Source organism: Terrabacter lapilli (genome assembly GCF_039531305.1).
Lineage (GTDB): Bacteria > Actinomycetota > Actinomycetes > Actinomycetales > Dermatophilaceae > Terrabacter > Terrabacter lapilli.
On record NZ_BAAAPU010000007.1, the window covers coordinates 1,098,762 to 1,125,750 of the forward strand.

The following is a 26,989-nucleotide window of genomic DNA, read 5'->3' on the forward strand; positions in this document are numbered from 1 at the left end:
AGGCGGCCACACGTGGCCTCTCGACGGGTCAGGGGGTGGTCGTGGTGGGGGTGCCGTGCTCGATCTGGGTCAGGACGTCGGCGTCCTCGTCGTCCTCGTGGTCGAAGCTGACGCCGGAGTCGTACTCACCGGTGACGAGGTAGATGACGCGGCGGGCCACCGACACGGCGTGGTCGGCGAAGCGCTCGTAGTAGCGGCCGACGAGCGTCAGGTCGAGGATCGCGCTGCGCGACCACGACGTGTTCTCGTCGAGCAGCGCGGCGAAGAGCTCGCGGTGGAGGTCGTCCATCGCGTCGTCGTCCTTCTCGAGCGCGATGGCGGCCGCGACGTCCTTGCTCGCGATGATCGACCCGCACTTGGCGACGATCGCCTCGGCGACCTGGCCCATCTGCAGGATGTGCGAGCGCAGCTCCGGCGGCACGGCCGACTCGGGGGTGCGCAGGCGGGCCACCTTGGCGACGTGGCGGGCGAGGTCGCCCATGCGCTCGAGGTCCGAGCTCATGTGCATCGCCGTCACGACGATGCGCAGGTCGGTGGCGACCGGCTGCTGCCGGGCGAGCAGGTCGATCGAGAGCTCGTCCAGCTCGATGCGGATGTCGTCGAGCTTGCGGTCGGCCTCGATGACCGACTCGGCGAGGTGGACGTCGGCGTCGAGCAGCGCGGTCGTGGCACGGGAGATCGCCGACCCCGCGAGCCTGGTCAGCTCGACGAGCTGGTCCGAGATCTTGTCGAGGTCCTCGTGGAACTGGTCGCGCATGCTCTTCCTGTCGGTTGCCGGGCGGGCCGTCGGTGCGGTCGTCGGGGTGGTCGTCGGGGTGGTGCCGTCCGGGACCAGCGTGCCACCGCCGGAGGTGCGCGGACGGCATACGGGACGAGGGACACAGGTCCCGCACCGGTAGAGGTTCTCAAGGCTGCGTGAATGCGTGGGGACGCTCAGGTGAACAGTGGGTTCGTGTCGCGCACGCCGCGAGGCGGCGTGGTCGGCGAGCGCCCGCGCCGTGCGTACGCTGAGTGTCGTGGATCCGACGACCGCGGCAACGCTCGGTGGCATCGCCGGCCTCGCCCTGGGCGGCGTGGCCATGGTAGCCGTACGCCTGTCCGACCGGTCCGCAGCGGCCGAGGCTCCCGTCCCTCCCGCCCCGCCGTTGCCTCCCGGGGTCGGCGACGTCATCGCGGTGCTGCGCTCGAGCGGCATCCTCGTCGACTCGTCCGACCGGGTCGTCAACAACTCGCCGGCGGCCGTGGCCCAGGGCCTCGTGCGCGGGCAGGAGCTCGTCCACCCGGAGCTGCTCCACCTCGCGCGCGCGGTCCGGCGCGACGGGGTCATCCGCGAGGCCGAGCTGACGCTGCAGAAGGGCATCGGTGACGGGCGCCTCGTCGTCGCGGCGCGAGTCGCGCCGCTGGGAGCCGACCACGTGCTGCTCCTCGTCGAGGACCGGTCGAAGGCCGCTCGCGTCGAGGAGATCCGCCGTGACTTCCTCGCCAACGTCAGCCACGAGCTGAAGACCCCGGTGGGTGGCATCTCGCTGCTCGCCGAGGCCGTCCTCGACGCCCACGACGACCCGGAGGCCGTGGCCCGGTTCGCCAGGCGCATCAGCGTGGAGTCCGACCGGCTCACGCGCCTCGTCAAGGAGATCGTCGAGCTCTCGCGCCTGCAGGGTGCCGACGTCATCAAGGACCCCACCCTCATCGACGTCGGCGCCTGCGCACGCGATGCGACCGACCGCAGCCGCCTCATCGCCGACGAGCACCGCATCGAGCTCGTCACCGCGATCGACGAGGGCTGCGAGGTGTGGGGCGACGCCGAGCTCGTGACGACGGCGATCAGCAACCTCGTCGGCAACGCCATCGCCTACTCCGACTCGGGCACGCGTGTCGGCGTGATGGTGCGCCGCGCCCGTCAAGGCGTCGTCGACGTCTCGGTGACCGACCAGGGCCTCGGCATCGCGCCCGAGGAGCAGGAGCGGATCTTCGAGCGCTTCTACCGCGTGGACACCGCACGCTCGCGCGCCACCGGCGGCACCGGCCTGGGCCTCGCCATCGTCAAGCACGTCGCCGACAACCACGGCGGCAACGTGTCGGTGTGGTCCGAGCCCGGCCGCGGCTCGACGTTCACCATCGAGCTGCCCGCAGCCAACGCGTCCGCAGCCATCGAGCCCCCTGCTCCGGCCGTGCCCGCCGCGCGTGCCGCCAGCGCCGACGCACCGGTGACACAGAGCGCCGCAGGTGCCGAGGACCGCCTCGACACAGCAGACCCCGAGCACCACATCTCCGCCTGACGGCAGCCCGACCGGCTGCTGCCCGACCCCCGAGAGGCACGCCCTTGAGTCGCATTCTCATCGTCGAGGACGAGGTGTCGTTCTCCGACCCGCTGTCCTACCTGCTGAAGAAGGAGGGCTACGACGTCGCGGTGGCCGAGACCGGCCCCGACGGTCTGGCCGAGTTCGACAAGAACGGGGCCGACCTCGTGCTGCTCGACCTCATGCTGCCAGGCCTGTCCGGGGTCGACGTGTGCCGGGCGCTGCGCCAGCGCTCCTCGGTGCCGGTCATCATGCTGACCGCGAAGGACAGCGAGATCGACAAGGTCGTGGGCCTCGAGATCGGCGCCGACGACTACGTGACGAAGCCCTACTCGAGCCGTGAGCTGCTCGCCCGCGTCAAGGCGGTGCTGCGCCGACTCGCCGAGCCGGAGGACCTGATGCCGTCGACGCTCGAGTCGGGGCCGGTCCGGATGGACGTCGAACGGCACACCGTCACCGTGGACGGCCGATCGACGTCCTTGCCGCTCAAGGAGTTCGAGCTGCTCGAGATCCTGCTGCGCAACTCGGGCCGGGTGCTGACGCGGATGCAGCTCATCGACCGCGTCTGGGGCAGCGACTACGTCGGCGACACCAAGACCCTCGACGTCCACGTCAAGCGCCTGCGCGCCAAGATCGAGCCCGACCCGGCCAACCCGGTCCACATCGTGACGGTGCGCGGGCTCGGCTACAAGTTCGAGGCCAGCTGAGCCGTCCCCCGCCTCACCGTCGCGAGACGCGGCCCCGCCGTCCATGCGACGCATCCCGGAGCGGCAAGCGCGACGCCCGGCACCACCGAGTGGGCCGGGCGTCGTGAGCGCGAAGCGACGAAGGTCAGCTGCCCGTCGGGGCGGGCGTCACCGTCGAGTAGTAGTCGGTGGCAGGCAGGACCGGCACCTGGACGACCGCCGTGCCGCCGGTGCTGGACACGATCTTGAGGGGGACGAGGCGCCCGGGCTTGGCGTTGACCTGGCTCAGCTGCAGGCCCTTGTCGGCGAAAGTCACCTGCTCGGAGGGCTTGAGCTGCAGCTCGGAACCGGTGGGAGGCGTCGCCGCGGTGGGGTCGGCCTGGACCGAGATCTGGACGGTGACGTCCTGCTTGCCGTAGTTGTAGGCCGACCCGTTGACGACGACCGGTCCGGTGCCGTCGCCGACGAGGGAGAGGTCGCGCAGTGCCAGGTCGCCGACATTGGTGTTGACGCCGTCCGCAGGCTGGTAGGACACCTGGGTCTGCAGGGGCGAGTTGAGCTCGCAGCCGGCCGTGACGGCAGCCAGGGCGACACCGACGAGCACGGCCGACGCGCGGCGGACGGAGGGACGACGCGCGGGGGTCGGGGCGAGGAATCGACGCTTCACGGGCGACAGCCTACCCACGCGCGTCCGCGCGTACCCGTCGGGTTCCCACCGGCGTGCCGGGGGTCGGCGCCGGCGGGTGCAGCATGCCGACGTCGGTTCTGTCAAGACGTCAGATTCGGTGCCTCTGACCGCCTCTGTGGCTCTGACCTGCGCAGATGCCAGATCCTGAGATCGCGATGGACCGCGCTTCGTGATAATCTGGAGGTCGCGAAAGGGGAAAACAGCACATGGTTTTCAAGGTCGGCGAGACGGTCGTGTACCCCCACCACGGGGCTGCACTGATCGAAGAGATCAACACACGCACGATCAGGGGAGAGGACAAGCTCTACCTGAAGCTCAAGGTCGCCCAGGGTGACCTGACGATCGAAGTGCCAGCCGAGAACTGCGACCTCGTGGGTGTCCGCGACGTGGTGGGCCAGGACGGTCTGGACCGCGTGTTCGAGGTGCTGCGCACCCCGCACACGGAGGAGCCCACCAACTGGTCGCGTCGCTACAAGGCGAACCTCGAGAAGCTGGCGTCGGGCGACGTCATCAAGGTCGCAGAGGTCGTTCGCGACCTCTGGCGCCGTGACCAGGACCGCGGTCTGTCGGCCGGCGAGAAGCGCATGCTCGCCAAGGCGCGCCAGATCCTCGTGTCCGAGCTCGCGCTCGCGGAGAAGACCGACGAGGAGAAGGCCGAGACCATCCTCGACGAGGTCCTCGCGTCCTGACCCGGGCAGCTCCCTGAACAACGAGACCGGAGCCGGTCGCGTCGGCGTCATCGTCGTCGCGGCCGGCTCCGGTTCGCGTCTGGGGGCCGGGGTCCCCAAGGCGTTCGTGCCCCTCGAGGGCGTTCCCCTACTGGGGCACGCCCTGCGGGGGGCACTGTCGTGTGCGGCCGTCGACGAGATCGCCGTGGTGGCACCGGCCTCGCACCGCCAGCAGGCGCACGCGATCGCCGAGGGCGTATGCCGTGGGCTCGGGTCGTCGACGCCCGTCACCGTCGTGGTCGGCGGGGCCGAGCGCGGCGACTCGGTGGCCGCCGGGCTGCGGGCGCTCGGCGCGGACGTCGACGTGGTGCTGGTCCACGACGCGGCGCGCTGCCTGACACCGGTCGACGTCTTCGACCGGGTCGTCGCGGGCGTGCGGTCCGGGGTGGTCGCGGTCGTGCCCGGCGCGCCGGTCGTCGACACGATCAAGCAGGTCGACGCCGACGGTTTCGTGGTGGCCACCCCCGACCGCGCGGCCCTGCGGGCAGTGCAGACGCCGCAGGGCTTCCGCAGGGACGTGCTCGAACGGGCCCACGCCGGGGGGAGCGACGCCACCGACGATGCCGGGCTCGTGGAGCGGCTGGGGGAGCGCGTGCTCGTCGTCGACGGCGACCCGCGGGCCCTCAAGGTCACCACCCCCGCCGACCTCGAGGCGGCCGCCCGCCTCCTCACCGCGCCCTGACGTAGCCGACCGCACCCGCTCGTCCTGTCGTTCGAGGTTTCGGCGATCACCGGTGACCGCTGAACCCCTCGAATCGGGCAGACGCCTATCCTCGGCACCGTGACGAGCGAGCAGACGACCGACCACTCCACCAGCACCCGGCCGCTGGCCCTGATCACCGGTGGTGGCACCGGCATCGGTGCCGCCATCGCCCGGCGCCTCTCGCACGACGGCTACGACGTCGTCGTTGCCGGACGCCGCCGCGAGAAGCTCGACGCTGTGGTCGCCGCCATCGAGACCGACGGCGGCACCGCCCGTGCGCTCGTGCTCGACGTGACCGACGCCGACTCGGTGGCCCGGGGTGTGGGCTCGCTCGAGCGCTGCGACGTCGTGGTCAACAACGCCGGGGGCGCCCTCGGCGTCAGCCGCGTCGAGGACTCCGACCCCGAGGAGTGGCAGACCATGTATGCCACCAACGTCGTCGGCACCCTGCGGGTCACGAAGGCCGTGCTGCCGATGCTGCGCCGGTCGCCGCGCGCGACGATCGTCGACATCAGCTCCATCGCCGGCGAGCGCGTCTACGAGGGCGGCGCCGGCTACGTCGCCGCCAAGCACGGCACCTCGGTCGTCTCGGAGACCCTTCGCCTCGAGCTCAACGGCGAGAACATCCGGGTCGTCGACATCCGGCCCGGCATGGTGCACACCGAGGAGTTCTCGCTCACCCGTCTGCACGGCGACCGGGCCGCGGCCGACAAGGTCTACGAAGGGGTCGACCGTCCGCTCGTGGCCGAGGACGTCGCCGAGTGCGTCGGCTTCGTCGTGGGCCTGCCGCAGCACGTCAACATCGACACGATGGTCATCAAGCCGGTGGCGCAGGCGGCCCCGCACAAGGTGCACCGCGGGTCCATCGACTGGAAGACCGCGCGGTGACCACCCCTTCCGGCGAGGCCGCCCACCCCGCCGACCCCGCCGGGCCGGGCGGACCGGGCCCGACCCCAGCGCTCCCGCGCGTCGGCATCGGCGTCGACGTGCACGCCTACGCTCCCGAGGGGTCGGACCGCGAGCTGTGGGTCGCGGGCCTGCAGTGGCCGGGGGAGCGGGGCCTCGACGGGCACTCCGACGCGGACGTCGCGGCCCACGCGGCGTGCGACGCGATCTTCTCGGCCGCGGGGATCGGCGACCTCGGCGCGCACTTCGGCACGTCGCGTCCCGAGCTCGCAGGCGCCTCGGGCGTCACCCTCCTCGCCGAGGCTGCGCGCCTGGTCCGGGAGGCGGGCTACGAGATCGGCAACATCGCGGTGCAGGTCGTCGGCAACCGGCCCAAGGTCGGCACCCGGCGCGCCGAGGCCGAGGCGGCGCTGTCCGAGGCGGCCGGAGCGCCAGTGTCGGTCAGCGGCACCACGACCGACGGGCTCGGCCTGACCGGGCGCGGCGAGGGCGTCGCAGCCATCGCGACCGCGCTCGTGGTGCGCCGCCGCGGGGGCTGACCTGCATCGACGGATGCTTGGTCGTGCGCCGCAACGGGTACACCGACAGGTGGAGCGGCGACTGCCTGCCCCATCGGGGTGACCAGGAGGACGGCATGACTACCAGCACCATCATCTGGATCATCGTGGCGGTGATCGTCGTGATCGCGGTCATCGCCTTGGTGATGTCCCGCAGCCGAGGCCGGCACGTGGAGGCCAAGCGCGACAAGGCTGCCGAGATCCGGCAGGAGGCCGCCGAGCACGACCAGGAGCTGCGCGAGCGCGAGGTCAGCGCCACCGAGGCCAAGGCCCGTTCGGAGCTCGCCCGTGCGGAGGCGGAGAAGCGTCGGCTCGAGGCCGAGCGCCTCGAGGCCGAGGCCCGCGAGCACTCGGGCGACGCCGAGGCGGTCCGGCGCGAGCGTGACGAGCGGATCCGCCAGGCCGACCTGCACGACCCGGACGTGCGCACCGACAAGGAGGGCTACCGGGTCGACGAGGACGGCAACCGCCTCGAGGAGACCCGGGGGACCGACGGCCTCGGCACCGAGAACCACGTCAACGACCGTGACTACGGGACCGGCGCGCACGAGGAGACCGGCGGCACGACGCGCGACCGCTGAGGCGACCTCGCTGAGGCGACCACGCGGCATACGCGACCGGGCGGGTCCGAACCGCCCACTCGACGTAGCGACGTGCCCACCCGACTTCTGGCGAAGTCGGGTGGGCACGTCGCTACCGCCCGCCGGGACGGCGCGGGCGTTTGGCAGGATCGAGGCGACCGTACCGACGAGGCCGAAGGAGCCGTCATGCCCCAGACCGTCAAGGGCGTCATCAGCCGCAGCAAGGGGGCGCCCGTCGAGGTCGTCGACGTCGTGGTGCCCGACCCGGGCCCGGGCGAGGCCGTCGTGAAGATCGAGACGTGCGGTGTCTGCCACACCGACCTGCACTACCGCGAGGGCGGCATCAACGACGACTACCCGTTCCTGCTCGGGCACGAGGCGGCCGGCTACGTCGAGGCCGTCGGCGAGGGCGTCACCGAGGTCGCGCCCGGCGACTTCGTCATCCTCAACTGGCGCGCCGTGTGCGGCCAGTGCCGCGCCTGCGCCAAGGGCAAGCCGTGGTACTGCTTCAACACGCACAACGCGAAGCAGAAGATGACCCTGACCGACGGCACGGAGCTGACGCCGGCGCTGGGCATCGGGGCCTTCATCGAGAGGACTCTCGTCGCCGCGGGCCAGTGCACCAAGGTGCCCGAGGCCGACGCCGCCGCGGTGGGCCTGCTCGGCTGCGGGGTCATGGCCGGGTTCGGCGCGGCCGTCAACACCGGAGGGGTGACCCGTGGCGACTCGGTCGCGGTCATCGGCTGCGGCGGCGTCGGCAACGCCGCCATCGCCGGGGCCCGGCTGGCCGGTGCGACGACCATCGTGGCCGTCGACATCAGCGACGCGAAGCTCGAGCAGGCGAGGAAGTTCGGCGCCACCCACACGGTCAACAGCGCCGAGACCGATCCCGTGGAGGCGATCCGCGGCCTGACCGGCGGCAACGGCGCCGACGTCGTCGTCGAGGCGGTGGGACGCCCCGAGACGTACGAGCAGGCCTTCTACGCCCGTGACCTCGCCGGCACTGTGGTTCTCGTCGGCGTCCCGACGCCCGACCAGCAGGTCACCCTGCCGATGATCGAGATCTTCGGCCGCGGCGGCGCCCTGAAGTCCAGCTGGTACGGCGACTGCCTCCCGAGCCGGGACTTCCCCATGCTCGTCGAGCTCTACAGGCAGGGCCGCTTCGACCTCGACGCCTTCGTCAGCGAGCGCATCGGCCTCGGCGACATCGAGGCGGCGTTCGAGAAGATGCACGCCGGCACCGTGCTGCGCTCGGTGGTGGAGCTGTGAGCGCCGACGACGCAGGCTCAGGGCAGACCCCGGCGTCGCCGGCCGCGGTCCGGGTCGACCACACGACCACCGAGGGCACGTTCAGCCTCGACGGCGGCACGTGGGAGGTCGAGAACAACGTGTGGGTCGTCGGCGACGACACCGAGTGCGTCGTCATCGACGCCCCGCACGACGCTGCCCCGATCCTCGACCTCGTCGGCGACCGGCGCCTGACCCACGTCCTGCTGACCCACGCGCACGACGACCACGTCACCGTCGTCCCGGAGCTGCTCGAGGCCCACCCCGACGCCGTGGTCGCCCTCCACCCCGACGACCGGGTGCTCTGGGACCAGGCCCATCCCGACCTGGCGCCGACGCGCGACCTGGCCGACGGCGACGTGGTCCACGTGGGCGACGTCGAGCTCGCGGTGCTGCACACGCCGGGTCACGCGCCCGGCGCCTGCTGCTTCTACGCGGCCGACCTCGGCGTCGTCTTCACCGGCGACACGCTCTTCCAGGGCGGCCCGGGCGCCACGGGCCGGTCGTTCTCCGACTTCCCGACCATCGTCGAGTCGATCCGGGAGCAGCTGCTCTCCCTGCCGCCCGAGACCGTCGTGCTCACGGGACACGGCGACTCCACCACGATCGGCGCCGAGAAGGACGACGTGGAGGAGTGGGTGCGCCGGGGCCACTGAGCCCACGTCGGCCGCGCGAGCCGGCCACCCGGCATACGCCATCACCCCGCGGTGACGAAGCGCGAGGGCGTATGCCGCGTGGTCGGGCGCCGTGCGCCGCGCCGATAGACTGCGCCGGGTGAGCCTACGACTGTTCGACACCGCAACCCGGGAGCTGCGCGACTTCACGCCGCGCGAGGCGGGCAAGGTCGGCATCTACATCTGTGGCCTCACGACGCAGGGTGCGCCGCACATCGGGCACATCCGGTTCGCCGTCGCCTTCGACGTGCTGCGCCGCTGGCTCGAGATCGGCCACCGCTACGACGTCACGCTGGTGCGCAACGTCACCGACATCGACGACAAGGTGCTGCGCAAGGCCGCCGAGGCCGGTGAGCCGTGGTTCGCCCTCACCTACCGCAACGAGCGGCTCACGGCGCAGGCGATGGACGCGCTCGGCATCGAGCCGGCCACCTACGAGCCGCGCGCGACCGGGCACGTGCCCGACATGGTCACCCTCATGGAGACCCTGATCGAGAAGGGGCACGCCTACGTCGCCCCCGACGGCAGCGGCGACGTCTACTTCGACGTGCGCTCGTGGCCCGACTACGGCTCGCTCACCGGCCAGTCCCTCGACGACATGGCCAGCGCCGACGACGCCGACCCGCGTGGCAAGCGCGACCCCCGCGACTTCGCCCTCTGGAAGGGCCACAAGTCCGACGAGCCCGAGAGCGCCTCGTGGCCGACGCCGTTCGGCGCCGGCCGCCCGGGCTGGCACCTCGAGTGCTCGGCCATGGCGCGCCGCTGGCTCGGCGACGAGTTCGACATCCACGGCGGCGGGATCGACCTGCGCTTCCCGCACCACGAGAACGAGCAGGCCCAGTCACGGGCGGCGGGCCTCGGCTTCGCGCGCTACTGGCTCCACAACGCGTGGGTCACCGTGAAGGGCCAGAAGATGGGCAAGTCGCTCGGCAACGCCCTCGAGGTGCTCCACCTGCTCGAGGAGACGCGGCCGATCGTGCTGCGCTACTACCTCACGGCCGCGCACTACCGCTCGACGATCGAGTACCACCCCGGCTCCCTCGACGAGGCCGCCGCAGCCGTGGAGCGCATCGAGGGCTTCCTCGAGCGGGCCGGCCGGCGCGGTGCGATCGAGCCGGTCGCTCCCGCCGAGCTGCCCGCCGCGTTCGTCGAGTCGATGGACGACGACCTGGGCGTCAGCGGCGCGCTCGCCGTCGTCCACGACACCGTTCGGGCCGGCAACAGCGCGCTCGACGAGGACGACGACGAGGCGGCCCTGGCCGCGGCCGGCGCCGTCGTCGCGATGACCGAGGTGCTCGGCGTCAACCCGCTGGCGCCCCACTGGGGCTCGGGCACGAGCCGGGAGGACGCCGCCGCGGAGCACGCCCTCGAGGCGCTCGTGCGCGCCCAGCTCGACGCGCGCCAGGCCGCCCGCCAGGAGCGCGACTTCGACCGCGCCGACCAGATCCGCGACCAGCTGACCGCCGTTGGCATCGAGATCACCGACACCCCGTCCGGCGCGCAGTGGTCGCTCGCGCGTGCACCCCGCAGCGAAGCGGGCGCGGCCACGGACGCCGCATCATCCTCGACCCACCTCATCAGCGCGGCCCGCGGGGCCGAGAAGGCACAGGGCTGACATGCCAGGCAACTCCCAACGTCGCGGCGCCGTCCGCAAGAGCAGCAAGGGCGCGACCGTCGGGTCCGGCGGCCAGCGCCGTCGCGGGCTCGAGGGCAAGGGGCCCACGCCCAAGGCGGCCGACCGCGAGTACCACCCCGCGCACAAGCGGGCCAAGGCCGTGGCCAAGCGGTCGGGCTCCGGCTCGGCGTCCGGCCCCCGGGGCGCGTCCCGTCCCAAGAGCCGTTCCAAGGCCTCGAGCGAGATGGTCTACGGCCGCAACTCCGTCGTCGAGGCGCTGCGCGCCGAGGTGCCGGTGGCGACCATGTACATCGCCACCCGGATCGACACCGACGACCGCGTCCGCGAGGCCCTCAAGCTCGCGACCGAGCGCGGCCTCGCCATCCTCGAGACGCCGCGCGGCGAGCTCGACCGGCTCACCGACGGCGGGGTCCACCAGGGCCTGGCGCTGCAGGTGCCGCCCTACGACTACGCCCACCCGAGTGACCTGCTCGACCCCGAGATGCCCGGCATCCCGCTCGTCGTGGCCCTCGACGGCATCACCGACCCGCGCAACCTCGGCGCGATCGTGCGCTCGGTGGCGGCCTTCGGCGGCCACGGCGTCGTCGTGCCCGAGCGTCGCTCGGTCGGCATGACCGCCTCGGCGTGGAAGACCTCCGCCGGCGCTGCCGCCCGCATCCCGGTGGCGCGCGCGAGCAACCTCACGCGGGCCCTCGAGGAGTTCAAGAAGGCCGGCTTCTTCATCCTCGGCCTCGACATGGACGGCGACGTCGAGCTGCCCGACCTCGCGCTCGCGAGCGAGCCGCTGGTGATCGTCACCGGTTCCGAGGGCAAGGGCCTCTCCCGGCTGGTGCGCGAGACGTGCGACCAGATCGTCTCCATCCCGATGAGCTCGGCGGTCGAGTCGCTCAACGCCGGGCTGGCGACGGGCGTGACGCTCTACGAGATCGCCCGCCAGCGCCGCCGCTGACGTAGGCCGCGTGCGGTATGGGGCTGTGAACTCGGGAACTTCGGGCGTACCTCCCACGCTGTTCACGGTGGCGCTCGATAGAGTGCTGCCGAAGTCAACTACGCCCTGTAGTACAACTGGGGCGCACCGCTGAGCGCTGCCGTCGGGCAGCCGGAATCGAGGGACGTACTCGTGGCGAACACCAACCGCGCCGAGACGGCAGCCCGAGCAGCGCAGCTGCGCGCCGAGGCCGCCCGCCAGGACCGCCAGCGCAAGCAGGTGATCGCCGCCGTCGTGGCCGTGGTCATCGTGGTGCTCGCGGTGGTCGTCGGTGTCGTGGTCGCGAACCGGCCCAAGGACGCTCCGGCCGCAGCCGGCACCAGCAGCGGGGCGGCGGCGCTCGCGACGCTCGAGAAGCTGCCGGCGTCGGTCTTCGACAAGGCGCCGGCGCCCAACCCGTCGCAGGCGCCGGCCAAGCTGCAGGGCGGCACGCCGCTGACGCAGGACGGCAAGCCGAAGGTCCTCTACATCGGCGCGGAGTACTGCCCGTACTGCGCGATGGAGCGCTGGGCCCTGATCGGGGCCATGTCGCGCTTCGGCACCTTCAGCGGCATCACCGAGACCACGAGCTCGAGCTCCGACGTCCACCCGGACACCCCGACGTTCTCGTTCAAGGATGCGAAGTTCACCAGCGACGTCCTCGCGTTCGAGGCCGTCGAGACCCAGGACCGCAACGGCAAGCCGCTCCAGACCCTCGACGGTGAGAACGCGGCGCTCTTCCAGAAGTTCAACCCCGGCGGCGGTATCCCGTGGATCGACTACGCCGGCACGCACGCCACCTCCGGTGCGACGGTCGACGCCAACGCGATCGACGGCAAGACCTACGACCAGATCATCGCGGGCATCCAGGACCCGACCTCCGACATCGGCAAGACGATGACGCCCGCCATGAACATGATCACCGCGCAGCTCTGCGAGGCGACCAAGGGCAAGCCGGCCGACGTCTGCACGAGCGAGGGTGTGCAGTCCGCCTCCGTGCTGCTGAAGCGGTGACGTGGGATGAGCTCGCTGCGTGACGAGGTCGCCTCGGGGGAGGGCGTCGGCGCCGGGGCGCCGGCCGACGGACGGGCGCGCCCGGGCTGGCTGGCGCCCGTGTCGCTGGCACTCGCCGCGGTCGGTCTCGGCGTCTCGGCCTACCTGACCTTCGAGCACTTCACGGCGAACGCGACGCTCGCGTGCAGCATCGGCGGCCTCATCGACTGCGCCAAGGTCACGACGAGCGCCTGGAGCACCTTCATGGGGGTGCCGGTCGCCCTGCTCGGCCTCGTCTTCTTCCTGGTCACGCTGGTCCTCTGCCTGCCCCGGGTGTGGCGACGCCCCGAGGGCTGGCTCGACGCGGCCCGTCTCGGCTGGCTCACGGTCGGGCTCGGGATGGCGCTCTACCTGGTCTGGGCCGAGCTCTACCGCATCCACGCCATCTGCCTGTGGTGCACCGTCGTGCACGTGGTGACGTTCCTGCTGTGGATCACGGTCCTCTTCGGCCAGATCCTCTCCGGTCCGTCCGGCGAGCGGGCCCTTCCGGACGGAGGTATGCCGTCGCGCTGAGTCGCGACGGCCCTGATCGAGCCGGCACGGTCCACGCCTACCTCGACGACCGTCCGCGGAGCCGCCGGATGCGGTAGACCGACGTCGGCGCCAGCACGCCGGTGCCCACGACGGCCAGTCCCGCAAACGCCCAGTCCCCGAAGCCGGTCCCGGCCTGGTCGACGACGGACCCATCGGTCGCGAGCACGACGATCGAGAGCATCGCGAGCAGGGCCACGACGACGGTGGCTGCGACGGTGCCCATCGCGAAGAGCCCGTATACGAAGCGCAGTGACCGACGCACGGGCCGCGGGTGGCGGTACGCCTCGACCATCGCCTCGACCATCGCCTCGAGGAGTCCGCGAGGCAACGGCGCCGGCTCGAGGCGCTCCTCGCCGTCGAGCGGGACGTGGCTCTCCTGGGACAGCACCTGTGACGCGACCGGCGGCAGGCCGAGGAGCCGCGTGAGCTCCGCCAAGGGTTCGGGTCCGGGCCGGTGCAAGAGCGCCCGGAGGCGGGACGCGTCGTCGGGCGAGAGTGGATGTGGTGAGAGGGCTTGCACTGCCTCGGCCGCTGCGGTGGGGTCCTCGTCCGGAAGCCCGACGCTCTGCCATGGGTCGTTCCAGTCCCACGAGGCTGCCCGCCTCCCACGAGCGATACGGAAACCCTGGTGGAGACCACGTCTCCACAGCAGGATCGTCACATCCCGACTGCCGCCGGCATCGGCGAGGGCCCAGCCTGTGTCCGTGAGGTCGGCCACCTCGTCGGTGGGCGCGACTAGGATCCAGTCGTCCCGGCGGACGAGCCGCAACGGGCCCTGCGTTCGAGCCAGCAGCCGCACGAGCGACGGGTCGCACCTCGTGACGACGACGGATCGATCGGGCGGGGGAGGCTCGAGGGGCGGGAGCTCGAGAAGCCGTTCGAGGTCCCAGAGCAGTGCCTCGAGATCCAGGTCGCCGGCCAGGGTCTCGGCCACGTCTTCCGGTCGTGCGTCGCCGCGGAGGCCGAAGAGGAACGTCAGCGCGGCGGCCGCCTCATCGGACCGTGCCAGCGGCTCCGACCACCTGCGCGCGACGAGGGTGGGCTCGCCGTCGGCAGGGTGGATGCCGATGGTGAGCCCGTCGCCACCCTCGGACAGCACGACGTGGGACTCGGCCGGTCTCACGGGCAACGCATCGGCGCTCTCGTCGAGCCAGGCCGCGGTCCACCCGGTTGCGGATGAGGGGCCGACCCTGCCGGGGATCGCGGCATCGCGCAGGATGGCGACCGCCCGGGGCCGTGGGGCGTGGACGAGCAGGAGCACCACGGCATCCAACCAGAGAACGCCGGAGTGCTTAGGGTGCAGTCAGTCGAGCCGGCTGATGACCGGCATCTCCTCGGTGTCGACGCCCAGGATCGCCTTCTCCTCGGGCTTGGCCGGGAGCACCGTCGCGACGTAGTCGCGCAGCGCCTCGTCGATCGGGGTGTCGTGGCCCGCACGCTCGCTCATGTACCAGCGGTGCTCGAGCACCTCGTGGAAGATCTCGGCCGGCTCGAGGCGACCCCGCAGCTCGCGCGGCACGGCACGGGTGACCGGCTCGTAGACGTGCGTGAGCCAGTCGTGCGCGACGATCTCCTCGTCCTCGCCCTGGCGGTCGGTCGCGGCGGCGTACGCGTCGAGGTCGTTGAGGAGGCGGCGCGCCTGGTTCTCGCCGACGTCGAGTCCGGTCAGGCGCAGCAGGCGGCGCGAGTGGTGCCCGGCGTCGACGACCTTCGGCGTGATCGTGATCTCGGCGCCCCCGATGTCGGTGGCGATCGACAGCTCGTCGACGTCGAACCCGAGCTCGTTGAGGCGGCGGATGCGCTCATCGACGCGCCACCGGTCCCCGCCCTCGAAGCGCTCGCTGCCGGTGAGGGCCTCCCACAGCGTGTGGTAGCGCTCGATGATCGAGGCCGACACCTCGAACGGGTCGGCGTGCTCCTCGAGGAAGCCGCCGGCGGCGAGGTCCATCAGCTCGCCGGCGATGTTGACGCGGGCGATGTCGAGGTCGTGCTCCCGCTGCCCGTCGGAGAGCTTCGCGTGCAGCTCTCCGGTCTCGGCGTCCACGAGGTAGGCCGCGAAGGCACCCGCGTCGCGACGGAACAGGGTGTTGGACAGGGAGACATCGCCCCACCAGAAGCCCTCGAGGTGCAGGCGCACGAGGAGCAGCGCCAGGGCGTCCATCAGGCGTATGGCCGTGTCGGGCCGCAGGTTCTGGCTGTAGAGCGCGCGGTAGGGCAGGGAGAACTGCAGGTGGCGGGTGATCAGGCAGGCGTCGAGCGGCTCACCGTCAAGGCCCGTGCGGCCGTGCACCACGCCGAACGGCTCCACGCAGGGGACGTCGAGGCGACGCAGGTTGCGCAGCATGGCGTACTCGCGGTCGGCGATGTCGTCCTTGATCTCCTTGACCGCGAGGACCCGGGCGCCGCTCTTGACGAAGCGCACCACGTGGCGGGAGATGCCGCGGGGGAGGGCCGCGAGGTAGCTCTCGGGCCAGTCCTCGAGCGGTGTCGACCAGGGGAGGTCGAGCAGGGCTGCCTCGGGCCTCGCGGTCGTGATGTCCAGGCTCACGCGATCATCGTGGCACGCCGGCGCGACAGGCGTCGATCCGCCCAGAGCGCAAGGGAGCCGAGGCCGAGGAAGAGGACGGCGATGAGCGCGCAGTTGAGCAGCGTCCAGCCGTAGCCGATCTTCGCGACGTCGAGGAAGGGGTAGGGGTACCAGCCGACGAACGGGCCGAGCGCGAGCGCGGACGTCGACATCGTCACAGGCGGAGCCTAGGAGCCGTCTTCGCCGGAGCGCAGGATGTGTCGAACGTTGTGCGACAACGACGCCGGGCCGGCACCCACGAGGGGTGCCGGCCCGGCGGCATACGTTCTCTGCTCGCGTCTGGGACGCGTCAGCAGACGCGTCGGTCAGTCGCCGACGCGAAGACCCGACTCGGAGTTGAAGACGTGCACGTGGCCCGGCTTGGGCTTGAGGTAGATCTTCTCGCCCTTCTCCGGGGGGCGACGACCGTCGACGCGGGCGATGAACGGCACCGCGCCGGCGTTCTCGCCGGTGGCCTCGAGCAGCTTCTGCTCGGTGGAGCCGTAGATGTAGGCGTCGGCGCCGAGCTCCTCGACGACGTCGACCGTGACGGGGATGCCCGAGGCGTCGGACGACAGCTCGAGGTCCTCGGGACGCACGCCGATCGTGACGTCGCGGCCGATGCCGGAGAGGTCCTCGCGGGCGATCGGCACGGTGTGGCCGTGCAGGTCGACACCCGCCTCGTTGACCGGGACGTTCATCAGGTTCATGGCGGGGGAGCCGATGAAGCCGGCGACGAAGACGTTGGCCGGGTGGTCGTACATGCGACGCGGGCTGTCGCACTGCTGGAGGATGCCGTCCTTGAGGACCGCGACACGGTCACCCATCGTCATGGCCTCGACCTGGTCGTGCGTGACGTAGACCGTCGTGACGCCGAGGCGGCGCTGCAGCGAGGCGATCTGCGTGCGGGTCTGCACGCGCAGCTTCGCGTCGAGGTTGGACAGCGGCTCGTCCATGAGGAACACCTGGGGCGAGCGCACGATGGCGCGACCCATGGCGACGCGCTGGCGCTGACCACCGGAGAGGGCCTTCGGCTTGCGGTCGAGGTAGGGCGTGAGGTCGAGGATCTTGGAGGCCTCCTCGACGCGCTTGCGGATCTCCGCCTTGTCGACGCCGGCGATCTTGAGCGCGAAGCCCATGTTGTCGGCCACCGTCATGTGCGGGTAGAGCGCGTAGTTCTGGAAGACCATCGCGACGTCGCGGTCCTTGGGGGACAGGTTGGTCACGTCGCGGTCGCCGATCAGGATGCGCCCGGCGTTGACCTCCTCGAGGCCGGCCAGCATGCGCAGGGAGGTGGACTTGCCACATCCGGAGGGACCGACGAGGACGAGGAACTCGCCGTCCGCGATCTCGATGTTGAGCTTGTCGACCGAGGGGACGGGGTTGCCGGGGTACTGCCTCGTCGCGTTGTCGAACGTCACTGTTGCCATGGCTTCATTGCCTTCCTTCACCGGCAGGAACGTGCCGGACGATCCGTTGTAAAGGTGGTGCCGGCCCGGGTGGAACGGCACCTGCATCATGTCCCAGAAGCACCTGCTTCGCCAGCCCCGCGTCCGGTGCGCGGTTCGGGCGTCTTCGTGGTCCTTCGACGGTTGTGTCCAGAACGTTGCAAAAACTTGCTGCAAGCGGCTGGCACCCATCTGAAACTTCTTGCTACATTCCGGGCACCGGTGGCGGCGTGTGCCACCTGGCTTCAAAGGAGAATCCATGCACAAGCGTGCGCTCGGCGCTGCTGCCGTCACGGGTGTTGCCGCCCTGGCCCTCAGCGCCTGCGGTGGGTCCAGCCCCACCACCCCGTCCAACACGGCCGCCGGGACCGGCGCCGGCTCGAGCAAGTCCGCCACGACGACCGGCACCCCCGAGACGCCGAGCGGCACCGCCGCTCCCGTCCGTGACGCGAACGTCGACCTGGTCATCTGGACCGACGCCGACCGCTCGAAGGCCGTGCAGAAGTACGCGGACCAGTTCGCCGCCGAGAACGGCGTCACGGTCAAGGTCCAGATCTCGACCGACGTGCGCGCGCAGTTCAAGGACGCCACCAAGGTGGGCAAGGGCCCCGACGTCATCGTCGGTGCGCACGACTGGCTGGGTGAGCTCGTCCAGAACTCGACCGTCGCCCCCGTGAGCCTCAGCTCCGACGTCGCGGCCAAGTTCCTGCCGAGCGCCATCGCCGCCACGAAGTTCAACGGCCAGTCCTACGGCGTTCCCTACGCCGTCGAGAACATCGGCCTGATGTACAACAAGGACCTCGTCCCCAACGCGCCGAAGACCATGGACGAGCTCGTCGCCACGGGCCAGAAGCTCGTCAAGGAGGGCAAGGCCAAGCAGGTCATGTCCCAGTTCGTCTCCAAGGTCGGCAACGCGTACTTCGCCTACCCGTACCTCTCGGCGTTCCCCGACGGTGGCATCTTCGGCACCAAGCCCAACGGCGACTACGACCCGAACAAGCTGATCGTCAACAGCGCCGGCTCCGTCAAGGGTGGCGAGGAGCTCGCCAAGCTGGGCAAGGAGAAGGTGCTGTCGACCAACGTCGACGACACCAACCAGGACGCGCTCTTCGACACGAAGGCCGCCCCGTTCATGATCTCCGGCCCCTGGAGCGTCGCGAAGGCCAAGGAGGCGGGCATCAACTACGGCATCGCCCCGCTGCCGAGCATCGCCGGCGGCGGCACGATGAAGCCGTTCCTCGGTGTCCAGATGTTCTACGTGTCGAGCAAGGCCAAGAACGCCACCCTCGCGCAGGAGTTCGTCACGAACTACATCCCGCGCAAGGACGTCCAGCTCGCGCTCTTCGAGGTCGGCAAGCGTCCGCCGGCCCTCAAGGAGGCCTACGACCAGGTCGCCGCGAGCGACCCCGACGTCAAGGCGTGGTACGAGGCCGGCGTCGAGGGCAAGCCGATGCCGAACATCCCCGCGATGAACTCGGTGTGGGGCCCGTTCGGCCAGGCGACCGCCGACATCATCTCCGGCAAGGCCGGCGCCCAGGCTCGCCTGGACGCCGCTGCCAAGGAGATCGCGGCCAACATCGCGAAGGGCTGAGCCTCGTCGCTCTGCTCACGGGTTCCGGGGTCCGCCGCCACGGCGGGCCCCGGAGCCGGGCCCGAACGGGCCGTCAGGGGGCTCCTCAGGGGCTCCCTCTCGTGCATCTACGGCAACGGCGCCGGCTCGGCGCAAAAGGACGTGTGACATGACCAAGCCCATCGCGCTCGCGATCAAGTGGGTTCTCATCCTCGCGGTGATGGCCGGCATCCTCTGGATCGCCACCCAGCTCGCCGCCGCCGGCAACACGATGGCCGTCATCATCGCGGGACTGGTGGGGATGGGCATCCTCGCGGTCTACGCGACGAGGCGCGCCGTCCCGCTGAAGTACCTCGTGCCGGGCCTGCTCTTCATGGCCCTGTTCCAGCTGTGGCCGGTGCTCTACACCGCCAACCTCTCGCTGACGAACTACGGCGACGGGCACCTCTACAGCAAGGAGGCCTCGGTCAAGGACATCGTCGCGCAGTCGGTGCGCGAGGTGCCGAACACCCCCCGCTACAAGATGTCGATCGCGACCAAGGGTGGCGCCGACCCCGCCACCGGCGACCTCGTCCTGCTGCTGACCAAGCCCGACGGCTCGATGTACGTGGGCGACAAGTCGGGCCTGCAGCCGCTGCCCCCCACCGGTGTCGAGAAGACCTCCATCGGGAAGATCACCAAGGCGCCCGACTACACGGTCCTCACCGCCCGCCAGGCCAACCAGCGCAGCAAGGACCTCTCGACCATCGCCGTGCCGACGAGCGACGGGGGCGGCATCAAGCCGGTCGGCCTCTCCGAGGCGTACGAGGGCCGCTCCACCGTCACGTACGACGCCGCTGCCGACAAGCTGACCGACAGCTCGACCACGCCGCCGACGGTCTACGCGCCCAAGGACGCGCGGTGGGTCAACGTCGCCGACCCGAGCCAGTCCTACCCCCAGGGCTGGAAGGAGAGCGTCGGCCTGTCGAACTACACGCGCATCTTCACCGACTCGACGATCCGCGACGGCTTCCTCGGCATCTTCATCTGGAACGTCGTCTTCGCGGTCGTCTCGGTGCTGTCGACGTTCCTGCTCGGCATGCTGATAGCCCTGCTCTTCAACGACCCCCGGCTTCGGGGCAAGGGCATCTACCGGTCGCTGCTGATCCTTCCCTACGCGCTGCCCGGTTTCGTGACGGCGCTGGTGTGGAAGGGCATGTTCAACCAGGACTACGGCATCATCAACCAGACGCTGCACCTGGACGTCGACTGGCTCGGCACGCCGTTCGGGGCCAAGGCCGCCATCCTCATCACGAACCTCTGGCTGGGCTTCCCCTACATGTTCATCGTGTGCACCGGTGCCCTGCAGTCGATCCCGCAGGACGTGCGTGAGGCCGCCACCATCGACGGCGCCAACGCCTTCCGGACGCTGCGCTCGATCATCATGCCGCTGCTGCTCGTGGCCGTCGGGCCGCTGCTGCTCGCCTCGTTCGCCTTCAACTTCAACAACTTCGGGCTCATCTACCTGCTGACCAAGGGCGGCCCGTTCAACGGCCAGGACACGAGCATCGGCTCGAGCGACCTGCTCATCACGTACGCGTACCGCCTGGCCTTCTCGGGCAGCGCGCCCAACTACGGCTTCGCGGCCGCCGTGTCGGTCGTCATCTTCCTGCTCGTGGCGCTGATGAGCATCCCGGGCTTCCGTCGCACCAAGGCCCTCGAGGAGGTCAACTGATGTCGACCCTGAACGCTCCGATGCCGGCGGGCGCCACCGTCGAGACCGTCGAGGAGACCCGGACGGGGACCCCCACCCCCGCCTCGCCCAAGCGCAAGGGCCTCGGCGGCTCGGTGTGGTGGCGGCACGCCCTCGGGATCGTCGCCCTCATGTGGGCCCTCTTCCCGATCCTCTTCATCTACTCCGCGGCCACCAACCCGAGCGGCACGCTCAACACGGCGAGCCTTCTCCCGTCGGGCTTCTCGACGAAGAACTTCACCGACCTGTTCAACGACAGCTCGCGCCCGTTCTGGACCTGGTACAAGAACTCGATGGTCATCTCGCTCACGGGCGCGTTGGCCGCCGTCTTCCTCGGCGCCCTGGCGGCGTTCGCCTTCTCGCGCCTGCGGTTCAATGGCCGCCGCCCCGGCATGATGGCGCTGCTGCTGACGACGTTCTTCCCGGCGCTGCTGGCCATCGTCGCGACCTACATCATCTTCGCGGCCATCGGTGACGCGCTCCCGGCCTTCGGCCTCAACACGACGACCGGCCTCGTCCTCGCCTACCTCGGCGGCGCGCTCGGCGCCAACGTGTGGCTGCTCAAGGGCTACTTCGACACCGTGCCGCGCGAGCTCGACGAGGCGGCCATCGTCGACGGCGCCAGCCACGTGCGCATCTTCTTCACGATGACGCTGCGCCTCGTCATGCCGATCCTCGTCACGGTGTTCATGCTCGTCTTCGTCGGCCTCTACGGCGAGTTCATGCTGGCCAGCGTCTTCCTCACCGACGTGGACAACCAGACCCTCGGCGTGGGCCTCTACGGGATGACCCTCGGAAACAACGCCAACGAGCTCTTCGGGCGGTTCACGGCCGGCGCGCTGCTCGGCTCGATCCCCGTGATGCTGCTCTACCTGGCCTTCCAGAGGCAGCTCGTCGGGGGCCTGACGACGGGCTCCGTGAAGTGACCCCTGCCCCGGCCCGCCAGCAGAGCTGGCTCGGCGAGCCGCACCACGACGGGTCGGGGCGCTACGTCTCCAACCTGACGCCGCGCCTCGGCGACCGCGTCGACGTGCTCGTCCGGGTCCCGCTCGAGGCGCACGTCGACGCCGTGCACGTGCGCACGGCCCCCGACGGCGAGGCGACCTTCGCGCCGGCCCGGAAGGTCCGCACCACGGCCGCCGACGACTGGTGGCGCGCGACGCTGACCTGCCACAACCCGGTCACGAGCTACCGCTTCCTGCTGACCGGTGGCCCGACGAAGTACGCGTGGCTCAACGGCACCGGCGTGCACCACCGCGACGTGCCCGACGCGAGCGACTTCCGGCTCGTGGCCCACGACGCCCCACCGCCCGCCTGGGCCCAGGGCGCCGTCGTCTACCAGATCTTCCCCGACCGCTTCGCCCGCTCCGCCGGTGCCGACCAGCGCGAGGCGCCCGACTGGGCCATCCCGGCCGACTGGTCCGACCCGGTGGACACGAGCCCGAAGGCGGTCGCCCACCAGCTCTACGGCGGCGACCTCGACGGCGTCACCGAGCACCTCGACCACCTCGTCGACCTCGGCGTCGACGTCGTCTACCTCACGCCGTTCTTCCCGGCCCGCTCCAACCACCGCTACGACGCCTCCTCGTTCGAGGAGATCGACCCGCTCCTCGGCGGAGCCCCGGCGCTGCGCCGGCTGACCAAGGCGGCCCACGAACGCGGCCTCAAGGTCATGGGCGACTTCACGACGAACCACACCGGCGACGCGCACGAGTGGTTCCTCGCGGCCACCGGGCCGGGCGGCCGACGCAGGCCCGAGCGCGACTACTACATCTGGGAGGACGGCACCTACGTCGCCTGGCTCGGGGTGCCCTCCCTGCCCAAGCTCAACCACCTCAACGCCGCGCTGCGCCGCCGCATCTTCGAGGACCCCAAGGGGGTCGTACGCAAGTGGCTGGGTCGCTCAGGCGGCCTCGACGGGTGGCGGGTGGACGTCGCCAACATGACGGGCCGCTGGCGGGCCACCGACGTCAACCACGACGTGGCCCGTCAGATGCGCGACGTGATGGGACGTGTCGCGCCGGAGGCCCTGCTCGTCGGCGAGCACTTCCACGACTACACGCCCGACATGCCCGGCGACGGGTGGCACGGCGTGATGAACTACGCCGGCTTCTGCAAGCCGGCCTGGACGTGGCTGCGCCAGGAGCCGAAGAACCCGCGCTTCCTCGGCGCGCCGGTGCCGCTGCCGCTGCTCGACGCCGGAGCGGTCGTCGACACGATGCGCGACTTCACCTCCCGCATCGCGTGGCAGTCGCTCGTCCACTCGTTCAACCTCGTGGGGTCACACGACGTGCCCCGGATCCGCACGCTGGTCGGTGCGGAGTCGGTGGAGGTCGCCGCAGGACTGCTCTTCACCTTCCCCTCGATGCCGATGCTGACGTACGGCGACGAGATCGGTATGGAAGGCACGTTCGGCGAGGACGGGCGTCGGCCGATGCCGTGGGACGAGACCGCTTGGGACACCGAGACGCTCGCGACCTACCGCGGGCTCATCAGCGCGCGGAAGCAGTCGGTGGCCCTGCGCCACGGCGGCCTCCGCTGGGTGCACGCCGAGGGCGACGTCATGGTCTACCTCCGGGAGACGCTCGACGAGGTGGCCCTGGTCCACGTCGCGCGGGACGCCCACGAACCGGTGGTCCTGGACGCTCGCCACCTCGCCGGTGTCGAGAACGGCTCTCCGCTCTACGGGCCCGCGCCCAAGGTGGGCGCCAGTGCTGTCACACTGAGCGCTTCCGGGCCCGGGGTCAGCATCTGGACGTGGCGTCCGGCCGACGACGGCCCGCGGCACGTCCGACGAAGGGGGAGGTGACGTGAAGGCACGTCTGCGTGACATCGCCGATCAGGCGAACGTGTCCGAGGCGACGGTCTCGAGAGTGCTCAACGGCAAGCCAGGCGTTGCGGAGTCGACCCGGCAGGCGGTGCTGACGGCGCTCGACGTCCTGGGCTACGACCGCCCGAGTCGCCTGCGCCGCAAGAGCGCCGGGCTCGTCGGGCTGATCGTGCCCGAGCTGACCAACCCGATCTTCCCCGCCTTCGCGCAGATCATCGAGAACTCCCTGGCGCAGAACGGCTACACGCCCGTCCTGTGCACGCAGGTCGCCGGGGGAGTGCACGAGGACGACTACGTCCAGATGCTCCTCGAGCGCGGTGTCGCGGGCATCATCTTCATCTCGGGGCTGCACGCCGACACGACGACCAAGCCGGACCGCTACGTCGCCCTGCGCGAGCGCAACCTGCCGCTGGTGCTCGTCAACGGCTACATCGAGGGCGTCGACGCGCCGTTCATCAGCAACGACGACGTCGCCTCGATGGGCCTGGCCCTCGAGCACCTCGTGAGCCTCGGCCACCGCGAGATCGGCCTGGCGGTCGGCCCCGACCGCTACGTCCCGGTCATCCGCAAGATCGCGGGCTTCCGCCACTCCATGCAGGAGCTGACCGGCCGCTCCGACGTCGACGACCTCATCGAGCGGTCCCTCTTCTCCGTCGAGGGTGGGGCGTCCGCGGCGGGCCGTCTGCTCGACCGCGGTGCCACCGCGGTCGTCTGCGGCTCGGACCTCATGGCGCTCGGTGCCATCCGCGAGGCGCGCAAGCGTGGCCTCAACGTGCCGCGGGACTTCTCGGTCGTGGGCTACGACGACTCGACCCTCATCGCCTTCACCGACCCGCCGCTCACGACCGTGCGCCAGGCCGTCAACGCGATGAGCGCGGCCACCGTTCGGGCGCTGCTCGACGAGATCGCCGGGCAGCCTTCTCCGCGAGCGGAATACGTCTTCCGCCCCGAGCTCGTCGTGCGAGGCTCGACGGGCGCCGTGCGGCGCCACTGACGGCTCGGGCCGGCAGGGCGGCATACGCACTGAGGCTCCGGTCGTCCGGGCGCGCGTATGCCGCCGGGTCGAGCCCGCGGGTCAGCCCGCCCGGTGGGCAGCGGCGCAGGCGTCGTGCAGCTGCGTCAGCAGCCGCGCCACGGCCGGCTCGTCGTCGACGCGGTAGCGGGCGGCGGTCGAGCCGGTGCCGACCTTGACGGTGACGTCGTCGGGGCGGCGCATCCGGGTGAAGGCGTCCTCGTCGGTGACGTCGTCGCCGAGGTAGAGGCGCGCGACGGCGTCGACGTGGCGGCCGAGCGCCGTCACGGCGGAGCCCTTGTCGGCGTGGGACACGGACAGCTCGAGGACCGACTTGCCCTTGAGCACCTTGACCCCGGGGTGGTCCAGCGCGACGCGGCGTGCGTCGGCGATCGCCGCGTCACCGGTCTCCCGTGGGAGTCCGCGCACGTGCACGACCACGGCCGCGGACTTGTGCTCGACGTTCGCGAGCGGGTGGTGCTCCTTGACGAGCGCCTCGATGTCGGACCGCAGCTCGGTGAGGGTCACCTCGTCGTCGGGCGTCACGGCTGCGGCCTCCATGGCCTCGCGCACCGCCTCGCTGGAGGACTCCGCGCCATGGCTGCCGATGAGGACGATCGGCTCGTCCTCGCCGATCCCGGTGAGGGTGCGCAGCGTCCCGAGGTCGCGGCCGGACACGACGGCCACGTGCACGTCTGGAAGGGCGGCCAGCGCCCGCAGCGTCTCGATGGTTCCGGGCAGCGGCGTGGCCTGCATCGGGTCCGCGACCAGGGGCGCGAGCACCCCGTCGTAGTCGGTGGCGACCAGCACCCTGGCCGTCGCCGCCGCCCGGGCGAGGGCCTGCTCGAGCGGCTCCTGGTCCTTCACGAGCGGACCCGCGTGCGGTTGTCGGGCTCGGGCATCCGCGGTGTCTCCTCGGCGTGGGGCACGGGACGCTCACGCGGCTCGGGCACCGGCAGCTCGGGCGCCGCGGCGAGGGCCGCGAGGTAGCGGGCCGCCCAGCGCTGCACGTCGTGGTCGGAGACCCGGCGGCGCAACGCCTTCATGATGCGCTGCTTGTCCTTGGCTGGGGTGTTGATCGCCCGCAGGATGGTCTGCTTGAGGCCCTCGATGTCGTGCGGGTTGCACGCGAAGGCCTGGTGGAGCTCGTGCCAGGCACCGGTGAACTCCGAGAGCACGAGCGCGCCACCGAGGTCGTGCCGGCAGGTGACGTACTCCTTGGCGACGAGGTTCATCCCGTCGCGCAGCGGGGTGACGAGCATGACGTCGGCTGCGAGGAAGAGGGCCGCCATCTCCTCGCGCGGGTAGGAGTGGTGCAGGTAGTGCACGGCCGGGGCCCCGATCTTGCCGAGCTCGCCGTTGATGCGGCCGACGGTCTGCTCGATCTCGGCGCGCAGGAGGCGGTAGGCGTCGACGCGCTCGCGGCTGGGCGTCGCCACCTGGACGAGGGTGACCTCGGGTGGCCCGACGCGGCGCTCGCCCAGGAGCTCCTCGTAGGCCTTGAGCCGGTGCCGGATGCCCTTGGTGTAGTCGAGCCGGTCGACGCCGAGCATGAGGACCTCGGGGTCGCCGAGGCTGGCGCGGATCTCCTTGGCGCGCGCCATGACCTCGGGTCGCCTGGCCAGCTCCTCGAGGCCTTTGAAGTCGACCGAGATCGGGATCGCCGCCGCGCGGACCTGGCGGTTCTGGCCCTCGACGGTGACCCGGTCGCGCCTGGTCTGGGCCCCGAGGAGCTGGCGGCAGGCGCGGATGAAGTTACGGGCGTCGGCCTGGCGCTGGAAGCCGAGGAAGTCGGCCCCGAGCAGGCCGGTGAGCAGCTGGGTGCGCCACGGCAGCTGGGCGAAGAGCTCGACGGGCGGGAACGGGATGTGGTTGAACCACCCGATGCGCACGTCGGGGCGGAGCTCACGCACCAGCGCCGGGACGAGCTGGAGCTGGTAGTCCTGCACCCAGACCGTGGCGCCCTCGGCGGCCACTTCGGCGACCGCCTCGGCGAAGCGCTGGTTGACCCGCTGGTAGCTCGACCACCACTCACGGTGGAAGCTCGCGGGCACGATGACGTCGTGGTAGATCGGCCACAGGGTGTCGTTGGAGAAGCCCTCGTAGTAGTCGCGGACGTCCTCGGCCGACAGCGGCACCGGGTGCAGGTAGATGCCGTCCTCCTCGAACGGCTCGGGGGCGTCGCCGGCGTCGCCGGCCCACCCCACCCAGGCGCCGGGCTGCGTGCGCATGACCGACTCCATGGCGGTGACGAGGCCGCCGGGGCTCCGCCGCCACTCCACTTCGCCGTCATCGGTGACGATCTTGTCGACGGGCAAGCGGTTCGCCGCGATGACGAGGTCGTAGGTCGGCCGGTCGGGCGACACGCAATCAACTCCTGCACTCGAGGGCGTTTGCCGCGTCCGGCGACCCGCGGGCACCGGCCCGCGACCCGAGTGACGCGATCGCGTCTCACTCTAACGACGTAACGGTGGCGGCCGGGTGCCTTGCGGCCCTAGGGTCGAGTCAGGGCATCTCCGGCGCATCTCGGC

General features: G+C 71.1%; 26 protein-coding genes. 18 read left to right on the forward strand and 8 right to left on the reverse strand.

What is annotated here, in order from left to right; translation table 11 throughout:
* Nucleotides 1-28: 28 nt before the first annotated feature.
* Nucleotides 29-757, reverse strand: coding sequence for a phosphate signaling complex protein PhoU (gene phoU / locus ABD241_RS13115; protein WP_344063154.1), 729 nt, complete (start codon nt 755-757; stop codon nt 29-31).
* 259 nt (nt 758-1,016) lie between these two features.
* On the opposite strand from phoU, the gene ABD241_RS13120 reads away from it, so the two are divergent.
* Both ABD241_RS13120 and ABD241_RS13125 read left to right on the forward strand, forming a co-directional pair.
* The gene (locus ABD241_RS13120; RefSeq protein ID WP_344063157.1) at nt 1,017-2,279 is read left to right on the forward strand and encodes a sensor histidine kinase; all 1,263 of its coding nucleotides are present in this window, start codon (nt 1,017-1,019) and stop codon (nt 2,277-2,279) included.
* Nucleotides 2,280-2,323: 44 nt separating this feature from the next.
* Nucleotides 2,324-3,007, forward strand: coding sequence for a response regulator (locus ABD241_RS13125; RefSeq protein WP_142181132.1), 684 nt, complete (start codon nt 2,324-2,326; stop codon nt 3,005-3,007).
* A gap of 124 nt (nt 3,008-3,131) precedes the next feature.
* Here ABD241_RS13125 and ABD241_RS13130 read toward each other — a convergent pair whose 3' ends face one another.
* A complete protein-coding gene (locus ABD241_RS13130) occupies nt 3,132-3,653 on the reverse strand; it encodes a hypothetical protein (protein ID WP_344063161.1) in 522 nt (173 codons plus the stop codon).
* A gap of 227 nt (nt 3,654-3,880) precedes the next feature.
* On the opposite strand from ABD241_RS13130, the gene ABD241_RS13135 reads away from it, so the two are divergent.
* From ABD241_RS13135 to ABD241_RS13185, 11 genes are all read left to right on the forward strand, one after another.
* A complete protein-coding gene (locus ABD241_RS13135) occupies nt 3,881-4,363 on the forward strand; it encodes a CarD family transcriptional regulator (RefSeq protein WP_344063164.1) in 483 nt (160 codons plus the stop codon).
* Nucleotides 4,364-4,442: 79 nt separating this feature from the next.
* Entirely contained in the window at nt 4,443-5,084 is a 642-nt protein-coding gene (gene ispD / locus ABD241_RS13140) for a 2-C-methyl-D-erythritol 4-phosphate cytidylyltransferase (RefSeq protein ID WP_425580776.1), read from the forward strand.
* A 99-nt stretch (nt 5,085-5,183) separates the two neighbouring features.
* Nucleotides 5,184-5,993, forward strand: coding sequence for an SDR family oxidoreductase (locus ABD241_RS13145; RefSeq protein ID WP_344063166.1), 810 nt, complete (start codon nt 5,184-5,186; stop codon nt 5,991-5,993).
* A gap of 86 nt (nt 5,994-6,079) precedes the next feature.
* Nucleotides 6,080-6,550, forward strand: coding sequence for a 2-C-methyl-D-erythritol 2,4-cyclodiphosphate synthase (gene ispF / locus ABD241_RS13150; protein ID WP_344063520.1), 471 nt, complete (start codon nt 6,080-6,082; stop codon nt 6,548-6,550).
* Between the two features lie 95 nt (nt 6,551-6,645).
* A complete protein-coding gene (locus ABD241_RS13155) occupies nt 6,646-7,149 on the forward strand; it encodes a hypothetical protein (RefSeq protein ID WP_344063169.1) in 504 nt (167 codons plus the stop codon).
* 186 nt (nt 7,150-7,335) lie between these two features.
* The gene (locus tag ABD241_RS13160; RefSeq protein WP_344063172.1) at nt 7,336-8,418 is read left to right on the forward strand and encodes an S-(hydroxymethyl)mycothiol dehydrogenase; all 1,083 of its coding nucleotides are present in this window, start codon (nt 7,336-7,338) and stop codon (nt 8,416-8,418) included.
* On the forward strand, nt 8,415-9,092 hold the full coding sequence (locus ABD241_RS13165) for an MBL fold metallo-hydrolase (protein WP_344063175.1): 678 nt from the start codon (nt 8,415-8,417) through the stop codon (nt 9,090-9,092). Before ABD241_RS13160 ends, ABD241_RS13165 begins: the two co-directional genes overlap by 4 nt.
* Nucleotides 9,093-9,210: 118 nt before the next feature.
* A complete protein-coding gene (cysS, locus tag ABD241_RS13170; RefSeq protein WP_344063178.1) occupies nt 9,211-10,725 on the forward strand; it encodes a cysteine--tRNA ligase in 1,515 nt (504 codons plus the stop codon).
* Between the two features lies 1 nt (nt 10,726).
* A complete protein-coding gene (rlmB, locus tag ABD241_RS13175) occupies nt 10,727-11,695 on the forward strand; it encodes a 23S rRNA (guanosine(2251)-2'-O)-methyltransferase RlmB (RefSeq protein ID WP_344063182.1) in 969 nt (322 codons plus the stop codon).
* 171 nt (nt 11,696-11,866) lie between these two features.
* Entirely contained in the window at nt 11,867-12,727 is an 861-nt protein-coding gene (locus ABD241_RS13180; RefSeq protein WP_344063185.1) for a DUF929 family protein, read from the forward strand.
* A gap of 6 nt (nt 12,728-12,733) precedes the next feature.
* Nucleotides 12,734-13,279: a vitamin K epoxide reductase family protein gene (locus ABD241_RS13185; protein WP_344063188.1), complete on the forward strand. Its 546-nt coding sequence runs from the start codon at nt 12,734-12,736 to the stop codon at nt 13,277-13,279.
* 37 nt (nt 13,280-13,316) lie between these two features.
* Here the strand turns inward: ABD241_RS13185 and ABD241_RS13190 are convergent, their stop codons facing one another.
* The 4 genes from ABD241_RS13190 to ABD241_RS13205 all read right to left on the reverse strand — a co-directional run bounded on the left by ABD241_RS13190 (nt 13,317) and on the right by ABD241_RS13205 (nt 17,296).
* Nucleotides 13,317-14,561 (reverse strand): hypothetical protein, encoded by a 1,245-nt coding sequence (locus ABD241_RS13190; RefSeq protein ID WP_344063190.1) that lies wholly within the window; start codon nt 14,559-14,561, stop codon nt 13,317-13,319.
* A gap of 42 nt (nt 14,562-14,603) precedes the next feature.
* Complete coding sequence (locus tag ABD241_RS13195) at nt 14,604-15,848, reverse strand: DUF4032 domain-containing protein (protein WP_344063193.1); 1,245 nt, start codon at nt 15,846-15,848, stop codon at nt 14,604-14,606.
* Nucleotides 15,845-16,039, reverse strand: a complete 195-nt coding sequence (locus tag ABD241_RS13200) for a Pr6Pr family membrane protein (protein ID WP_344063524.1) — start codon at nt 16,037-16,039, stop codon at nt 15,845-15,847. The genes ABD241_RS13195 and ABD241_RS13200 overlap by 4 nt, the downstream gene beginning before the upstream one ends.
* Before the next feature lie 153 nt (nt 16,040-16,192).
* Entirely contained in the window at nt 16,193-17,296 is a 1,104-nt protein-coding gene (locus tag ABD241_RS13205; RefSeq protein ID WP_344063196.1) for an ABC transporter ATP-binding protein, read from the reverse strand.
* A gap of 277 nt (nt 17,297-17,573) precedes the next feature.
* On the opposite strand from ABD241_RS13205, the gene ABD241_RS13210 reads away from it, so the two are divergent.
* From ABD241_RS13210 to ABD241_RS13230, 5 genes are all read left to right on the forward strand, one after another.
* Nucleotides 17,574-18,905 carry a sugar ABC transporter substrate-binding protein gene (locus tag ABD241_RS13210; RefSeq protein ID WP_344063199.1) on the forward strand — a complete coding sequence of 444 codons (1,332 nt, stop codon included), beginning with the start codon at nt 17,574-17,576 and terminating at the stop codon, nt 18,903-18,905.
* Between the two features lie 148 nt (nt 18,906-19,053).
* Nucleotides 19,054-20,598: an ABC transporter permease subunit gene (locus tag ABD241_RS13215; RefSeq protein WP_344063201.1), complete on the forward strand. Its 1,545-nt coding sequence runs from the start codon at nt 19,054-19,056 to the stop codon at nt 20,596-20,598.
* Complete coding sequence (locus tag ABD241_RS13220) at nt 20,598-21,542, forward strand: sugar ABC transporter permease (protein ID WP_344063204.1); 945 nt, start codon at nt 20,598-20,600, stop codon at nt 21,540-21,542. Before ABD241_RS13215 ends, ABD241_RS13220 begins: the two co-directional genes overlap by 1 nt.
* On the forward strand, nt 21,539-23,425 hold the full coding sequence (locus ABD241_RS13225) for a glycoside hydrolase family 13 protein (RefSeq protein ID WP_344063206.1): 1,887 nt from the start codon (nt 21,539-21,541) through the stop codon (nt 23,423-23,425). The genes ABD241_RS13220 and ABD241_RS13225 overlap by 4 nt, the downstream gene beginning before the upstream one ends.
* Nucleotide 23,426: 1 nt before the next feature.
* Nucleotides 23,427-24,440, forward strand: a complete 1,014-nt coding sequence (locus ABD241_RS13230) for a substrate-binding domain-containing protein (RefSeq protein ID WP_142181151.1) — start codon at nt 23,427-23,429, stop codon at nt 24,438-24,440.
* A gap of 81 nt (nt 24,441-24,521) precedes the next feature.
* Here the strand turns inward: ABD241_RS13230 and otsB are convergent, their stop codons facing one another.
* Together otsB and ABD241_RS13240 are read right to left on the reverse strand one after the other, a co-directional pair.
* Nucleotides 24,522-25,325 (reverse strand): trehalose-phosphatase, encoded by an 804-nt coding sequence (gene otsB, locus ABD241_RS13235; RefSeq protein WP_344063210.1) that lies wholly within the window; start codon nt 25,323-25,325, stop codon nt 24,522-24,524.
* Nucleotides 25,322-26,824: an alpha,alpha-trehalose-phosphate synthase (UDP-forming) gene (locus ABD241_RS13240; protein WP_344063213.1), complete on the reverse strand. Its 1,503-nt coding sequence runs from the start codon at nt 26,822-26,824 to the stop codon at nt 25,322-25,324. Before ABD241_RS13240 ends, otsB begins: the two co-directional genes overlap by 4 nt.
* Nucleotides 26,825-26,989 lie beyond the last annotated feature (165 nt).

Bases quoted from the DNA above. Each gene is read 5' to 3' on its own strand.
- phoU (WP_344063154.1), bottom strand. From the start codon at position 757: ATGCGCGACCAGTTCCACGAGGACCTCGACAAGATCTCGGACCAGCTC.
- ABD241_RS13135 (WP_344063164.1), top strand. From the start codon at position 3,881: ATGGTTTTCAAGGTCGGCGAGACGGTCGTGTACCCCCACCACGGGGCT.
- ABD241_RS13155 (WP_344063169.1), top strand. From the start codon at position 6,646: ATGACTACCAGCACCATCATCTGGATCATCGTGGCGGTGATCGTCGTG.
- ABD241_RS13160 (WP_344063172.1), top strand. From the start codon at position 7,336: ATGCCCCAGACCGTCAAGGGCGTCATCAGCCGCAGCAAGGGGGCGCCC.
- rlmB (WP_344063182.1), top strand. From the start codon at position 10,727: ATGCCAGGCAACTCCCAACGTCGCGGCGCCGTCCGCAAGAGCAGCAAG.
- ABD241_RS13185 (WP_344063188.1), top strand. From the start codon at position 12,734: ATGAGCTCGCTGCGTGACGAGGTCGCCTCGGGGGAGGGCGTCGGCGCC.
- ABD241_RS13200 (WP_344063524.1), bottom strand. From the start codon at position 16,039: ATGTCGACGTCCGCGCTCGCGCTCGGCCCGTTCGTCGGCTGGTACCCC.
- ABD241_RS13205 (WP_344063196.1), bottom strand. From the start codon at position 17,296: ATGGCAACAGTGACGTTCGACAACGCGACGAGGCAGTACCCCGGCAAC.
- ABD241_RS13210 (WP_344063199.1), top strand. From the start codon at position 17,574: ATGCACAAGCGTGCGCTCGGCGCTGCTGCCGTCACGGGTGTTGCCGCC.
- ABD241_RS13215 (WP_344063201.1), top strand. From the start codon at position 19,054: ATGACCAAGCCCATCGCGCTCGCGATCAAGTGGGTTCTCATCCTCGCG.
- ABD241_RS13220 (WP_344063204.1), top strand. From the start codon at position 20,598: ATGTCGACCCTGAACGCTCCGATGCCGGCGGGCGCCACCGTCGAGACC.